Raw genomic sequence first — 15,055 nt, 5'->3', positions numbered from 1 at the left:
GTTATAGTTATAACAACATAAAATACTAATAATTATTAAATTAATATATTTACTTTATAAAAAAATAAACAATCATTTTATTTTTTATACTAGTAAATTTAATATATAACAACGAAATAAATATATTTATATAAAACACTATATACGTATACTAATTTAGTACGAAATTTTTATATAAAAGTATACTGAATTTTTTTTCGTACAAGAAAAAATTGTAAAAATTTTATTCAATAAAATAATTTTAAAAAAAATTTAAAAGAATTTTTATTCCATTAGAAAAAATTCGTACTATATTTTTTGAATTTTATCTCAATTATTTTTATCTTTAAAATAAAACTTAAAAAACTAAATGATTTTATTTCATCTGTTTGTTAAAAATTTCCTCATCTTTTAAAAAAAAATTCTATTACATACCTGACATTTTATTTGCTTAATTTTTATTTTTAAATAAATCATCTAAAATTTATATTTTACTTAAAACCATAATAATTTAATCTCTTAAAACTGCTCCTAGTTTATTTTTTAATTCTTGTATACACTTTAAAATATTAGAATTAATACTTGATTCATGCAACATACTATCAGTACTTTGAAAAACAAAACAAATAGATACACTCTTTTTTTTTGGAGGAATATTCAATCCAGTATATACATCATATATATAGATATCCGAAATGCATATACCAACACTGTTACGACATACATTTAAAATATCTTTACTCAAAATAGTATCAGAAACTATAATAGAAATATCCCTTTTACTGTTTGGTAATAAAGATATAGGATTTTTCTTAATATGTGAAAAACTATTAATTTTTTCCCATATGATTTCAAATAAAACTACTGAATCTTTTAAGTCAAAAATTTTATGAAAGGAAATATCTAATACGCCAATTTTACCAATCAATTGGCCCGATAAATAAATTCCTGCGCTTTGTTGAGAACATAATCCAACATATTTTTCTGAAATAAATTCTACATGATTTAACTTACCACAAATATTTAAAATAGATTCAACATCACCTTTTAAATCATAGAAATCAACTTTTCTGTTTTTTAAATACCATTCACGACGACCAATAAAACCGCTTATTGCAGCAGATAAATATTCAGTTTGCATTATAGAAGCACAATTATTTTTGTTTGAAAAAAAACATAAACCAGTTTCAAAAAATCGAATTGATTCTTGTTGGCGTTTTTGATTATAAGAAATACAATTTAGTAAATTAATCCATATTGACGATCTCATATCAGACATATCATTAGAAATAGGATTACATATTTTTACAATATTATTGTTTGACAAAAAATGTTTATGTATCACGGGATTTATAAAACTATACGAAATAGTCTCAAAATATCCACGATCTGTCAGAAATAACTTAATTCGCGATAATGATATATTTCTATGTTTATTTTTTGCAATATTTATATATTCTACCAACGGTTTTGATAAAATTTTTTTATAACCATAAACGCGAATAATTTCGCTCACTACGTCTTCAGTAATCCTAATATCAGTACGCCAAAACGGCGGTGTAACATAAAAATTATTTTTATCTTCAAAACAAGAAAAATGACAAATTTTCAAAATAGTTAATACATCTTTTCTTAAAAAAGAAATTCCAGTAATTTTATTTAATTTTTTAAGCGTCAATAATAATACAGTAGATTTATAAGTAGGATTTTTCATGTAATACGTTTTTAAAGTAGAAGATTTTCCTCCACATATATTTTTTATTAATTGCTGTGCATATTGAAAAATATTTTTTTGTAAAGTAGGATGTATATTATATTTAGAGTATTCTACTTGTCTATTAATTAAAGGTACTAATAAACATCGTTTTTGTATAAAAAAAGGATCAAAACATATAGATCCTAAAAATAAATTTTTTGTATGACGACTAACTCTATAATATTCAGAATATTCCATATCTTCAAAAGATAAAATATTCTTAGAATCAGATAAAACCACAGTACCTTTTTGTAAACAAATTTGTTGATCATATGTTTTACCAATAAATTTTTTTTTTTTTAAACTATATATATTTAATTTTTTATTCAAGTTATTTAAATCAAACACATGAAACCAATGACCAGTTTCAATAAATATATAATTAATAATGTTCTTAATTATATTATCTGTAAGCATACTTGCATGTCTTAATCTTTCTTGAATATGAATAGGTAAAATAGACTGAAATTTTATTGAATATATTTCACAAAAAATATATTGGATATGATCATGATCAATCATGATCTTTGTACTATTTTTACATGCATGAATATTTAATAATACATCTGGATATTTTAATCTAGGTATAGGCAAATTGTTCAATAAAGCTATTTCACGTGAAACACCCCAGATAGAACGTAGATCTGATCTATTAAATGGAATAAAAAATTTCATTATATGTTTATTTATATGTACATAACGAATATAATTAGATCCAATCATAGCATCATACGTAAAAACAACAATATCATGATTATTTTTTTCTATTCCTAATAAATGATACGAACCAAAAGTATTATGTAATATGGTTTTTTTTATATCTGATGATGTAATATGCGTTTTTGTTTGAAAAACTGTATGGGACAAAATAATTGATATTTTAGTTCCTACCAATAAATATTGTTTATCTTTAAATAAAATATAAATTTTTTTATTATAATAAATACGTACTGTATATCTTATTAATTTTTTATTCGTAAAACATAATTTTTTACAAATAATCTGACCAATAATTGCATTATTTATATAAATCTGTTTTTTAGGAATACATTCTGCTTCACATCCAGAATTTGTTAATTGTTTACATATCTTTTTATTCGAAATAGATGGGTCAATCCAGCTATGTAGCCATTCTTCTCCAAACTTCATCAATATTTCTCACTATTACAAAATTGTTTTAAAAATCGTACATCATTTTCAAAAAAACAACGAATGTCCGAAACTGAATATTTTAACATAGCTATTCTTTCTACGCCAATGCCAAACGCACCTCCTAAATATACATTACTATCAATATTACAATGTTTTAAGACATTTGGATGAACCATGCCACATCCTAATATTTCCAACCATTTTCCATGTTTATCTTGAATATCCATTTCAGCTGATGGACAAGTAAAAGGAAAATACGAACTGCGAAAACGTACTTTTACATTTTTATTTAAAATTTTAATAATAAAATTTTCTAAAATCCATTTTAAATGTGAAAAAGAAATAGCAGTATCTACAATTAAACCTTCAATTTGATGAAACATAGGAGTATGTGTATGATCATAATCACGACGATATACTTTTCCTGGAACAATTGCTCGTATAGGAACAGAATATTTTTCTAAAATTCTAATTTGCATACTAGATGTTTGTGTTCGTAACACATGATTTACATCAAACCAAAAAGTATCATTCATACTTTTGGTTGGATGATCATTAGGTATATTTAAAGCATCAAAATTATAATATGTATTTTCTATTTCTGGACCATAAAATGTTTTAAAACCTAAACAATTAAAAAATTTTTTAATTTCATTGATAACAATTGTAAGAGGGTGTAAATTACCTTTTTCAATTCTTCTTCCAGGCAAAGTACAATCTAAAAAATGTTTATTTTTTTCTTGAATGATTTTATTATCCTGTAACTTCTTTTTTTTATAATTAATCTTATCTTGAATTTTTTTTTTAAAACCATTCAATAGAATACTAAACTTTTTACGTTCTGAAATCTCTAAAGTAGTTAATTTAGAAAAATAAGCATATAAAATACTATTTTTTCCTAAATATTTTGACTTAAAATTATTAAGCGACGTAAAATCATCAATTTTTTTTATTTCATGCATAGCATGATATAAAGTTTTTTTTATCGATTTATATATTTCATGTTGTAGTTTCACGTGTATACCAATATATTTATTGTACAATACATATGCAAAAAACAAAAAGTTTTACTATACACAGGGAGATTAATGATTCTCCCTCTGATAAATTTATAAAATTTTTTATTAATTTATTACAAATGCATAGAATTTTTTGAACATTCTATTAACGCTTCAAATGCAACTTTGTCATATACTGCTGTTTCTGCTAACATTTTTCGGTTAATATTAATAGAAGATATTTTTAGTCCATGAATAAATTTACTATATGATAAATTATAATTCTGTGCAGCTGCGTTAATTCTGACAATCCATAATTTCCGAAAACTTCTTTTTTTATTACGTCTATCTCTATAGGCATATTGTCCGGCCTTAATCACTGCTTGTTTTGCAACACGATAAACCCGAGAACGCGCCCCGTAATATCCTTTTGCTAAATTAATTATTTTTTTATGACGAGCGTGTGCTGTAACGCCTCTTTTAACACGTGCCATTAAAAATCTCCTATATGTATCGTCTAAACAAACATTGTTCTGAAATTATAGATAAGGAAGAAAAGTAGTAACCCTTGCATGATCTGATGAAGAAAGAACAATTTTTTTACGTAAATCCCGTTTTTTATGAGTACTTTTTTTAGTTAAAATATGACGTAAATTTGCTTGTTTACGTTTAAATTGACCTGAAGCAGTTTTTTTAAATCTTTTAGCAGCACTACGTAAAGTTTTAATTTTAGGCATAAAAATTCCAAAATAAAAATATTTTTTTAATAAAATATATACTAATTAATAGCATTTTTTTTATCTTTTTGGAGATAAAATCATTATCATTTGCCGACCTTCAATTCGTGTAGGAAATGATTCAACATAAGTTAATGTAGACAAATCATTTTTTAAACGATTTAACATATTTATACCTATATCCTTATGAGTCATCTCTCTACCTCTAAACCTTAAGGTAATCTTTATTTTATTACCATCTTTTAAAAATCGTATTAAATTTCTTAATTTAACTTGATAATCACCTTCATCAGTGTTTGGACGAAATTTTATTTCTTTAATTTGAACAATCCTTTGTTTTTTTTTTTGTTTTTTAAGAGCTTTATTTTTTTCATATAAAAATTTACCATAATTCATAATACGACATACTGGAGGCTTAGAATTAGGGCTTATTTCAACTAAATCGAATCCCTGTATTTTAGCTTTTTCCAGTGCTTGATGAATACTAACAATTCCTAAAGATTCACCTTTTAAACCCGTTAATCGCACTTCAGCAGAACGAATTTCATAATTAACGCGATGTGGACGAGATAATTGATTTTTTTTTCCGACTTTAATACTCTAACCCTCCATTATAAAATCTTGAATACTACGATTTTTAATATTATTTTTTATATTTTTAATAAAAGAATCAATTGTAGATTTACATTGTTTATTACTAAACCGATTTCTTATCGTAATATACTTATTTTGTATTTCTTTATCTCCACATATTAAAATATATGGTATATTCTGTATAATAGAAGAGCGAATTTTCAATCCAATACTTGTATTAGTAGTATCAAAAATAACTCGAATATCATGTAGTAATAATTTTTGTACCATTTTTTGTACATATAAAGTATGCGAAGTAGACACACTAATTACAATTACTTGAACAGGACACAACCATATCGGTAACTTACCACTAAATTCTTCAAGTAAAATACCTATGAATCTTTCTATTGAACCTAATAAAGCTCTATGAATAATAATTGGCTTTTTTTTTATATTATTTTTATTAATATAAAAAGCATTTAATTTTTGTGCTAAATAAAAATCTAATTGAATTGTTCCGCATTGCCATATTCTTTGTAAAGTATCTTCTAAAGCAATTTCAATTTTAGGACCATAAAAAGCTCCTTCTCCGACTTGATATTGAAAAGGTAAATTATTTTTTTTTAATACATACTCTAAATCTTCTTCTGCTTGATTCCATGTTTTTTCACTACCAATTCTTTTGACGGGACGAGTAGAAACCTTAATAATAACTTTTTTAAAACCAAAAGTATTATATAAATCAAGTAACAAATGAATACAATTATTTAGTTCTTTTTTTATTTGTTTTTGAGTACAAAAAATATGAGCATCATCTTGAGTAAATCCACGTACTCGCATTAATCCGTGCAATGAACCAGATGATTCTTGTCTATGACAACTTCCAAATTCAGATATGCGTATCGGTAAATCTTTATAAGACTGTAATTTATTTTTAAAAATTTGAACATGAGCTGGACAATTCATAGGTTTAATACAAAATTCTCTATTTTCAGATTTAGTCACAAAAATAGATGCATTGTAGTATTCCCAATGACCGCTTTTTTCCCATAAAGATTTATCAATAATAATCGGGCTTTTAACTTCTTCGTAATTATGTCTTACCAGATGATCACGAATAAACTGTTCTAATTGTCTAAAAATAATATATCCATTTTTATGCCAAAATATCATACCTGGTGAATCTTTTTGAATATGATATAAATCTAATAACTTTGCAATTTTACGATGATCTCTTTTTTTTAATTCTTCTAAAACAGATAAAAATCTTAATAACTGATATTTTGAAGTACAAACTATTGCATGAATTCTTTGTAACATTTTATTGTTCTTATTATTATCCCAATAAGCTCCTGATACATCTTGTAAAATAAAATATCTACAAAATTTAATATTAGAAACCTGAGAATGATCATGAAATTCACAATAATCTTCATGATAACAAACATCAACAGCATTTTTTTTTTTACATTTTTCACGAAAAATATCAATCTGATAGGTTTCATTGTTTTTATTTAAAAAATCCAAAAAATCTGATATACTAATATTTTTAACAAATATTTTATACTCCGTAGAAATTTTTTTTAGCATTTTTTTAGAAATTTTCTGTAAATCTTGTTTTTTTAATATATACGACATATCAATGTCACAAAAAAACCCAACGTCAGTGATACATGAATTAGCTATTTTAACATCAGACCAAATCTCCTTTAATACACGATGTAATAACTGAATACAAGATCTTTTAACTTGAGATAAAAACTTTTGATTACTATCATCAATCATTACAATCGTTGAATTTTTAGATATAATAGTATTCAAAGCAACTAATTTATTATCTACCAAACCGGCTACAAAACTTGATGTATGTGTAGGATAAATATCTTTTAAAATTTTTTTTACAGTAACTACTTCCGTATAACTTTTATCAACTCCGTTGCACGATATAATAATCGGCATATTTAATCCTTATAAAAATTAATGTTGTATCCGATATATATCTATTTAAAATAAATATTATATAAATCTAAGATATTATAAATAATATCTATATCTTGTGTAAATCAAGTAAACAATAAAAAAAATATCTATATTATTCTAAATAAATTTATTTATAAAAATTTATTTAAAACGTCTTTCAACAGCTTTAGATAATTGTTGTACTAAAAAAAAACTATCATTCCATCCCAAACAAGAGTCTGTTACAGATTGACCAAATTTTAAATTTTTTAAATCACATAAATTTTGAGAACCTTCTTGTAAAAAACTCTCAATCATAACACCCGATATAGCTGTAGATCCATCGTAAATTTGACGTGAAACAGAATCTGAAACTATTAATTGTCGTTTATAATTTTTTAAAGAATTGGCATGACTAAAATCTACAATTAAGTGTTCTGGTAAATTAAAAATTTTTAATTTTTTAATAGCGTGTTTAATATCTGTTTTATGATAATTAGGTACTTTCCCTCCACGCATAATAATGTGAGAACAGGAATTTCCAGTAGTATGATAAATTACCGTTTTTCCTTGCTGATCAGGAGATAAAAATAAGTGACTAGCTTTGGCTGAACGAATTGCATCTACTGCAATTAAAATATTTCCATCTGTTCCATTTTTAAAACCTATAGGACACGGTAAATAAGAAGCCAATTCTCTATGAACTTGACTTTCTGTTGTACGCGCACCAATAGCGCCCCAACTGATCAAATCAAAAATAAATTGACTAACTATAGAATCTAAAAATTCTGTAGCAGTAGGCACACCTAACTTATTAATTTTTAATAATAATTTTCTAGCTATAGATAAACCTGCGTTTACATTTAAACTACCGTCTAAATCAGGATCAGAAATTAAACCTGTCCAACCTAAAACAGTTCGTGGTTTTTCAAAATAAGTTCTCATCACAATTTCTAAAAATTTAGAATATTTATTACGTAATATTTGTATTTTTTTTGCATATTCAATAGCAGCAATAGGATCATGAATAGAGCACGGTCCAATAATTACTAATAAACGTTTATCATGGCCTAACAAAATATTTTTTATATTATTTCGTGTAGATCTAATTAAATCATGTACATCTGATGTTGCAGGATAACGATCAGACAAAGTGGATGGAGTAATTAAAAATCCATTATTTTTTTCATTAACTAATTCATCTTTTCTTTTCATCTTATTCTCAATATAATTTAACAACAATTCAAATTTATTTTAATAAAAAATATACATTAACATTTATAAAATATATTCAATATATTTAAAAGTCAAATATCTTATCTTATATCTATAGATATTAATATAAATAATTGTTCATACAAAAAAAATTGATACAGATATTATCTTCTTAATAACCATATAATACCATATTCAAATCACGTAATAAAAAATTAATACGACTAAATATATAAATCTATAACATTATCAACATATATACTATAAAAAAACATAAATAATCATCTAAATGATTAGCATTTCACATTTAATTAAATTAACATTGCTATATTTTAAATCATTGTTTATTTTAAAATAAAATTAATTATTTACAAAAAAAAAAACAAAAAAAATTCAAAAAAAATTCAAAAAAAATTTTTAAAATATAGATACTATTTTATTTAAAAAAATAGTCATTAAATTATATATTTAATAATAAAAATATTTAATATCTAAAAAATTTTAAAATATCTTTTATTTAATATTAATAAACATATAATTTAAAATTACTATTTACATATTCACATAAAAACAATATACTTACAATTTATTTTAAAAATCAAATAAAAAAATTATATTTAATTTGAAAAAAATATTCTTTCAGGAAAAAGCATAATAATGAATGTTATGATACAAAAAAACCAACAAATGACTGTACCTATTCAATTAACCAAACAAGCAACAAAACAAATATTATTTTTACTAAAAAAAAATAAAAATAGTTATGGAATTAAAATAACATTAAAAAAATCAGGATGCGCTGGATTTAAATACATTTTAAAATTAGAAAAAAAAATAAATAATTCAGATTATATTTATACAATTAAATCTATTAAATTTTTCATTCCAAAAAAAATAATATCACGATTATATACTACCATAATAGATTTTTCTAAAACAGGGTTAAATTCTTCTTTTATATTTATAAATAAAAAACATACTACTGTATGTGGTTGTGGAGAAAGCTTCAATATCTAAAATATTGAAACTTAATATTTATAAAAACTTTACAATATAAAGATTATATTTTCCAAAAAATTAAAACATAATTTTTTTTTCCTCGACATAAAAATGTATATTTATTAAATAAAAAATCTGACTTAACAAAATAATAATCTTTTTCATTTTGTATTTTTCCATTTATACGAATTGCACTAGAAAATATCATATTACGAGCTTGATTTAAGGAAGAAGACAATTTAGTTTTAACTAAAGCATGTGATAAATCTAAATAATTATTAAAAACAATAGAAGGAATACCATCTTGAATAAGTTGTTCACAATCATTTTCTGTAATATCTTGTTTAGAACCTGGACCAAATAAAAAATGTATAATACGTTGCACAGATTTTAAAGCATGTTTTCCGTGTACAAATTTAGTTAAAAATTCTGCTAAAAAAATTTTTTTATTTCTTAAATTAAGAATATCATTAGTATTATTAAACTTTTCATTTTTTGCTTCAATATGAATAGGAGAAAACAGATTAATAAAATTATTTATATCATTGTCTGAAATATTAATCCAAAATTGATAAAACTTATATGGACTAGTTTTTTTAGAATCTAACCAAATAGTATGATTGCCTGTTTTCCCAATTTTTTCTCCATTTGATGCAGTTAATAATGGATTTGTTATACCAAAGACTTCTTTTTTATATAATTTTTTAATTAATCGTATACCAGATAAAATATTACCCCATTGATCCGAACCACCTATCTGTACTGTAACACCGTATTTTTTATATAACACAGAAAAATCATATGCCTGTAATAAGCTATATGAAAATTCTGTAAAAGACATGCCGGTTTTTTCTTCTATTAACCTTTTTTTAACTGATTCTTTATGAATCATATTATTAATAGAAAAATATATCCCAATTTTTCTTAAAAAAAACAACATTGAAATATCCTTAAACCAAGAATAATTATTCAATATAATAGCTTTATTATTAATAAAACTATTATTATTAAAAAAAAATAATAATTGTTTTTTTAAACAAATTTGATTAAATTGTAAAACTTCTAAAGAATATCTTGGCCGTTCACTCATTCTAAAACTTGGATCTCCAACTATACCTGTAGCTCCTCCAATTAACATAACAGGAGTATGACCAAATTTTTGAAAATATTTTAAACATAAAATCGGTAATAAGTGACCTATATGCAGACTACTGGCGGTTGGATCAAAACCACAATACAAACGAACATTTTTTTGTTGTATATGCTTATATAAATCTATTTTATTAAAAATTTGAGAAAAAAAACCTTTCTTTTCTAAAAAATCTAAAACATTTTTTTTTATCATTCTGATAACCTATAAATATTGAATATTAATAAAAAATATTATTTATATATAAAATATCAAATATAAAAATTACATCCTAACAATAATAACGTATCATATTAAAACCATATTCATAAATTACAATATAAAATTATTAAATAATATTTAAACTATAAATTTCTATATTATTTGAATTTACTTAATACTTTTATAAGAATATTCACACCACGTATTGATAATACAGGTTGAACATTTTGGAGATATAGATCGACAAAAATGTCGTCCATGTAATCCAAACCAACTGTGAAGACGAGATTGAAATCTAATAGGTACACACTTATACAGTTTATTTTCTACTTGATAAGTAGATATGCCTTCTGCAAATTTAGTACGATTAGATACTCTAAATACATGCGTATCAACAGCAATAAAATTTTTTTTTAAAATAATATTTAAAAACAAGTTTGCAGTTTTTCTCCCTACTCCAGGTAACAATAATAATTCATCTTGATTTATAGGTACGTTTTCATTGTATAGCTTCTTTAAAATTCGACAAGTTTTAATAATCGCTAAAGCTTTTTTATTAAATAATCCTACAGATTGAATGATTACTTTTAACTTATCATAACCTATCTGTAATATATCTGATGGTTTTTGAACATAAACAAATAATTTTTTAGTAACTTTTTTAACTTGTGAATCAGATGATTTAGAAGACAACATAATAGAAATTAGTAATTCAAAATATGTCTTATATTTTAATTTAATTATTGGATTTGAACAATATTGTTCAAATTTTTTTAAAATAATAATACGTTTTTTTTTATTCATATTTTAAAAAATATTAAAAATTTTTTATTTAAATAATTTATGAAATATTTCAAAATTATATAATTAATGTAGTAACATCTAATTTTTAAATATATATTATTTTTATTTTTTATGATATTATTATCATAATATATAATTAAATCATAATTTAATTTTAATTTTCATAAAATATAATATATTTATTTATATATCATTTTATACGCGATAATTTATATTACATACGTTCGTAACTCAATGGTTAGAGTGCTACTATGACATAGTAGAAGTTAGTGGTTCAAATCCACTCGAACGTAAAAAAGTGATCATATCAAAAATGTTTATAAAAAAATTATTCTTAAAATATCCTCAACAAAAAAACTTTTTACTTGCTTTAAGCGGAGGAGTTGATTCTATAGTATTATTGCATCAATTATTTATATATAAAGAAAAATTCAAACATATCAAAATTCGAACTATACATATAAATCATCATTTATATTCACATTCCTTACATTCACAACAACATTGTGAAAATATTTGCAAAAAAAAAAACATACACATAATATTAGATAATATCTATATACCAAAAAATAATAAATATGGCATTGAAGGTTACTCAAGAATAAAAAGACTTGAAATTTTTAAAAAACATATTTTATTAAAAGAAATATTATTAACAGCACATAATCTTAATGATCAATGTGAAAATCTTTTTTTATCTCTCAAAAGAAAAAGTGGTATAGATGGTTTATCCGGAATGAAATATAGTTCTGTGTATCATGGAATGAAAATTGTAAGACCCTTAATATTCACACCAAAAAAAAAAATTATATCTTGGGCAAAAAAAAAAAATTTAAAGTGGGTAGAAGATCAATCTAATAAAATTATTCAGTATGATAGAAATTTTCTAAGAAACATAATTCTATCCAAAATATACACAAAATGGCCAAGTTTTTTACAAAACTGTACTAAGAGTATGCAAATACTTACCCAAGATCAACAATCTTTAAATTTTTTTATTTTATATTTTTTAAAAAAAAATATTTTTCCTGATGGATCGTTATCTTTGTTAAATTTTAAAAATCTTGAAAAAGAAGCTCAATATTCTATTTTAAAAAAATGGTTCCACCAAAACAGCACTAAAAACCCTACTTATTATATATTAAAACGCACATATAAAGAAATTATTCATAATAAAAACTATTATAACAAGAAAATAATTTTTCATAATCATGAAATAAGAAGATTCAAAAATACAATTTATTATATTTATCCCGGAAAGAATATTAAAAAAAAAATACTTTATTGGAAAAAAATAAATACAATTTTAAAATTACCAAATTATTTAGGAACATTAATACCTTCAAAAAGAAAAATAAAAAAACAAAAAAAAGATATTTATAAACTTCCTTATCCTTCAGAAAACGTATTGGTCAACATTCGTTTCTATATCAAAAAAAAATACGTAAATAGCACAACAAAAAAAACAATAAGCATAAAAAAAATTTGGCAAAAATATAATATCCCTCCTTGGCTTAGAAACACAATACCTTTATTATTTTATAATGATAAATTCATTGCTGCTATTGGAATATTTACAATTCACACAGTATCTCTTAATTCTCCACGATACATAAAAATTGTATGGATGAATCGTATTTTCTAAATTTTAGCTATATCTGTAACAAAAAATCATCAATACTACTAATTTTAATACGTTTATATAAACAAGAAAAGTTATTGATTTTATGATTTATAAGAGGTTCATGAATATTTTTCCACATTAAAGATGTATTTAAAAATTTTTCTACATTAACAGCTAAAACAGGCATAATAGGCTTTAAAAAAATCATCAAGATTCTGAATAAGTTAATTCCTAAAGAACAAATTTGATGAACTTTTTGTTTATTAAATATATTTTTTATTAAAATCCATGGTTTATTCTCAGTAATATATTTATTAGCTAGATCAGATAAATATCTAACCTTTTGTATAACTAAAGAGAATTTTCTATTTTCAAATAATTTTTCAATTTCGAAAGAAGAACTAATAAATTTTTCATAAACCACTGATTTAATTATATCATTAGATAAAATATTACAAAAATATTTTTCTAAAAAAGAAGCGTTACGCGAAGCTAAATTAATTATACTATTTACAATATCAGAGTTAATTTTACGTGCATAATCATATAAATTCATTTCTATATCTTTAATTGTATTAGATAATTTTGAAGAAAAATAATATCGCAAAGAATCCGAATCAAAAAAAGATAACCATTTACTTGCAGTTATTATAGATCCCTTTGACTTAGATAATTTTAAACCTTTAAATGTTAAATAACCGTGCGCAAATATTTTTGTAGGTTTTCTATAGCCATATCCTTCTAATATAGCTGGCCAAAATAAAGCATGAAAATAAATAATATCTTTACCGATAAAATGGAATAAATCATGTTTAGAATTTATTGACCAATAATCATCAAAATTTATATCTTGATTTATGCTGCATAATTCTTTAAAACAACTAATATATCCGATGGGAGCATCCATCCATACATAAAAAAATTTATTAGTATAATTAGGAATTAAAAATCCAAAATATGGTTTATCTCTAGATATGTTCCAAGAATTCAAATTACTAGATAACCATTCGTTAATTTTATTAAAAACCGATACTTGTAAAACATCAGAATTAATCCATTTTTTCAAAAAATCTGAAAAAACAGATAATTTAAAAAACAAATGGTTAGAAAATTTTTTTTTTAAAGGTGATCGTGATAACTCAGAAGTAGCATTTAATAAATCAGTTGCATCATAAATAGCTCCACAAACATCACAATTATCACCATATTGATCTTTAGATTTACATTGTGGACATGTACCTTTGATAAATCGATCTGATAAAAACATCTTTAAATGCGTATCATATAATTGAATAATTTTTTTTTCTTTAATAAAATTTTTTTTCAATAAACGGTTATATATTTTTATACAAAATTTTTTATTAGTTTTACTATGTGTAGATGAATAATAATCATGAACTACAGAAAATTGTAAAAAATCTTTTTTGTGTTTTTTTTGCACATCATGAATTAATTTTTCAGGACTAATCTGCAATTTTTTAGCTTGTAACATAATTGCTGTACCATGCGTATCATCTGAACAAATAAAAATAACTGAACGATTTTTCATACGAAAATATCGTACCCAAATATCTGCTTGAATTTGTTCCAATAAATGTCCTAAATGTATATCTCCGTTAGCATATGGAAAAGCACATGTTACCAACATTTTATTAATAGAAGATTTCATAAATGACCATAATTATATAATAAGATAAATTAATACTATTTAAAAGTTATAAAATATTAAAAAATCTTTTAATTTCCAAAAAATTTATGTCTATAAATATTCATATAATTCGTATCTATGTACATAAAATGACATTCTATATATCCTAAAAATAAACCACTACAAAATTTCTTTATAAGAAACCCCATATACTAGTTTAATTATGTATTCATACACAGTAATAAATGTATAAATTA

At 22.9% G+C, this 15,055-nt stretch carries 12 protein-coding genes and 1 tRNA gene; 3 read left to right on the top strand and 10 right to left on the bottom strand.

Annotation, left to right across the window (positions count from 1 at the left end; all coding sequences use genetic code 11):
• Positions 1-490 precede the first annotated feature (490 nt).
• From pheT to BUCIPSTX3056_RS00420, 7 genes are all read right to left on the bottom strand, one after another.
• Positions 491-2,884, bottom strand: coding sequence for a phenylalanine--tRNA ligase subunit beta (pheT, locus tag BUCIPSTX3056_RS00450; RefSeq protein ID WP_075474520.1), 2,394 nt, complete (start codon positions 2,882-2,884; stop codon positions 491-493).
• Positions 2,884-3,849: a phenylalanine--tRNA ligase subunit alpha gene (pheS, locus tag BUCIPSTX3056_RS00445; protein ID WP_075475003.1), complete on the bottom strand. Its 966-nt coding sequence runs from the start codon at positions 3,847-3,849 to the stop codon at positions 2,884-2,886. The genes pheT and pheS overlap by 1 nt, the downstream gene beginning before the upstream one ends.
• A gap of 170 nt (positions 3,850-4,019) precedes the next feature.
• On the bottom strand, positions 4,020-4,379 hold the full coding sequence (rplT, locus tag BUCIPSTX3056_RS00440; RefSeq protein WP_075474519.1) for a 50S ribosomal protein L20: 360 nt from the start codon (positions 4,377-4,379) through the stop codon (positions 4,020-4,022).
• A 45-nt stretch (positions 4,380-4,424) separates the two neighbouring features.
• A complete protein-coding gene (rpmI, locus tag BUCIPSTX3056_RS00435) occupies positions 4,425-4,622 on the bottom strand; it encodes a 50S ribosomal protein L35 (RefSeq protein WP_075474518.1) in 198 nt (65 codons plus the stop codon).
• Positions 4,623-4,682: 60 nt separating this feature from the next.
• Positions 4,683-5,219, bottom strand: coding sequence for a translation initiation factor IF-3 (infC, locus tag BUCIPSTX3056_RS00430; RefSeq protein ID WP_075474517.1), 537 nt, complete (start codon positions 5,217-5,219; stop codon positions 4,683-4,685).
• Between the two features lie 3 nt (positions 5,220-5,222).
• Positions 5,223-7,157 (bottom strand): threonine--tRNA ligase, encoded by a 1,935-nt coding sequence (thrS, locus tag BUCIPSTX3056_RS00425; RefSeq protein ID WP_075474516.1) that lies wholly within the window; start codon positions 7,155-7,157, stop codon positions 5,223-5,225.
• Positions 7,158-7,319: 162 nt separating this feature from the next.
• A complete protein-coding gene (locus tag BUCIPSTX3056_RS00420; RefSeq protein WP_075474515.1) occupies positions 7,320-8,372 on the bottom strand; it encodes a 3-deoxy-7-phosphoheptulonate synthase in 1,053 nt (350 codons plus the stop codon).
• A 657-nt stretch (positions 8,373-9,029) separates the two neighbouring features.
• Here BUCIPSTX3056_RS00420 and BUCIPSTX3056_RS00415 point away from each other — a divergent pair.
• A complete protein-coding gene (locus BUCIPSTX3056_RS00415) occupies positions 9,030-9,389 on the top strand; it encodes a HesB/IscA family protein (protein ID WP_075474514.1) in 360 nt (119 codons plus the stop codon).
• A 43-nt stretch (positions 9,390-9,432) separates the two neighbouring features.
• Here BUCIPSTX3056_RS00415 and tyrS read toward each other — a convergent pair whose 3' ends face one another.
• Both tyrS and BUCIPSTX3056_RS00405 read right to left on the bottom strand, forming a co-directional pair.
• Complete coding sequence (gene tyrS / locus BUCIPSTX3056_RS00410) at positions 9,433-10,716, bottom strand: tyrosine--tRNA ligase (RefSeq protein ID WP_075474513.1); 1,284 nt, start codon at positions 10,714-10,716, stop codon at positions 9,433-9,435.
• Between the two features lie 174 nt (positions 10,717-10,890).
• Positions 10,891-11,526, bottom strand: a complete 636-nt coding sequence (locus tag BUCIPSTX3056_RS00405; RefSeq protein ID WP_075474512.1) for an endonuclease III domain-containing protein — start codon at positions 11,524-11,526, stop codon at positions 10,891-10,893.
• Positions 11,527-11,746: 220 nt separating this feature from the next.
• Here BUCIPSTX3056_RS00405 and BUCIPSTX3056_RS00400 point away from each other — a divergent pair.
• Together BUCIPSTX3056_RS00400 and tilS are read left to right on the top strand one after the other, a co-directional pair.
• Positions 11,747-11,819, top strand: a tRNA-Val gene (locus tag BUCIPSTX3056_RS00400).
• 20 nt (positions 11,820-11,839) lie between these two features.
• Complete coding sequence (gene tilS / locus BUCIPSTX3056_RS00395) at positions 11,840-13,171, top strand: tRNA lysidine(34) synthetase TilS (RefSeq protein ID WP_075474511.1); 1,332 nt, start codon at positions 11,840-11,842, stop codon at positions 13,169-13,171.
• Between the two features lie 7 nt (positions 13,172-13,178).
• Here the strand turns inward: tilS and metG are convergent, their stop codons facing one another.
• Positions 13,179-14,819 carry a methionine--tRNA ligase gene (metG, locus tag BUCIPSTX3056_RS00390; RefSeq protein WP_075474510.1) on the bottom strand — a complete coding sequence of 547 codons (1,641 nt, stop codon included), beginning with the start codon at positions 14,817-14,819 and terminating at the stop codon, positions 13,179-13,181.
• Positions 14,820-15,055 lie beyond the last annotated feature (236 nt).

The organism is Buchnera aphidicola (Cinara pseudotaxifoliae) (assembly GCF_900128595.1).
Classification (GTDB): Bacteria; Pseudomonadota; Gammaproteobacteria; order Enterobacterales; family Enterobacteriaceae; genus Buchnera_F; species Buchnera_F aphidicola_J.
This window is presented reverse-complemented; position numbering and strand designations above follow the sequence as displayed.

Excerpts from the sequence above, each read along its gene's own strand:
- thrS (WP_075474516.1), bottom strand. The coding sequence starts at position 7,157 with ATGCCGATTATTATATCGTGCAACGGAGTTGATAAAAGTTATACGGAA.
- BUCIPSTX3056_RS00405 (WP_075474512.1), bottom strand. The coding sequence starts at position 11,526 with ATGAATAAAAAAAAACGTATTATTATTTTAAAAAAATTTGAACAATAT.
- tilS (WP_075474511.1), top strand. The coding sequence starts at position 11,840 with ATGTTTATAAAAAAATTATTCTTAAAATATCCTCAACAAAAAAACTTT.
- metG (WP_075474510.1), bottom strand. The coding sequence starts at position 14,819 with ATGAAATCTTCTATTAATAAAATGTTGGTAACATGTGCTTTTCCATAT.
- pheS (WP_075475003.1), bottom strand. The coding sequence starts at position 3,849 with ATGCATGAAATAAAAAAAATTGATGATTTTACGTCGCTTAATAATTTT.
- rplT (WP_075474519.1), bottom strand. The coding sequence starts at position 4,379 with ATGGCACGTGTTAAAAGAGGCGTTACAGCACACGCTCGTCATAAAAAA.
- BUCIPSTX3056_RS00415 (WP_075474514.1), top strand. The coding sequence starts at position 9,030 with ATGAATGTTATGATACAAAAAAACCAACAAATGACTGTACCTATTCAA.
- tyrS (WP_075474513.1), bottom strand. The coding sequence starts at position 10,716 with ATGATAAAAAAAAATGTTTTAGATTTTTTAGAAAAGAAAGGTTTTTTT.
- rpmI (WP_075474518.1), bottom strand. The coding sequence starts at position 4,622 with ATGCCTAAAATTAAAACTTTACGTAGTGCTGCTAAAAGATTTAAAAAA.
- BUCIPSTX3056_RS00420 (WP_075474515.1), bottom strand. The coding sequence starts at position 8,372 with ATGAAAAGAAAAGATGAATTAGTTAATGAAAAAAATAATGGATTTTTA.
- pheT (WP_075474520.1), bottom strand. The coding sequence starts at position 2,884 with ATGAAGTTTGGAGAAGAATGGCTACATAGCTGGATTGACCCATCTATT.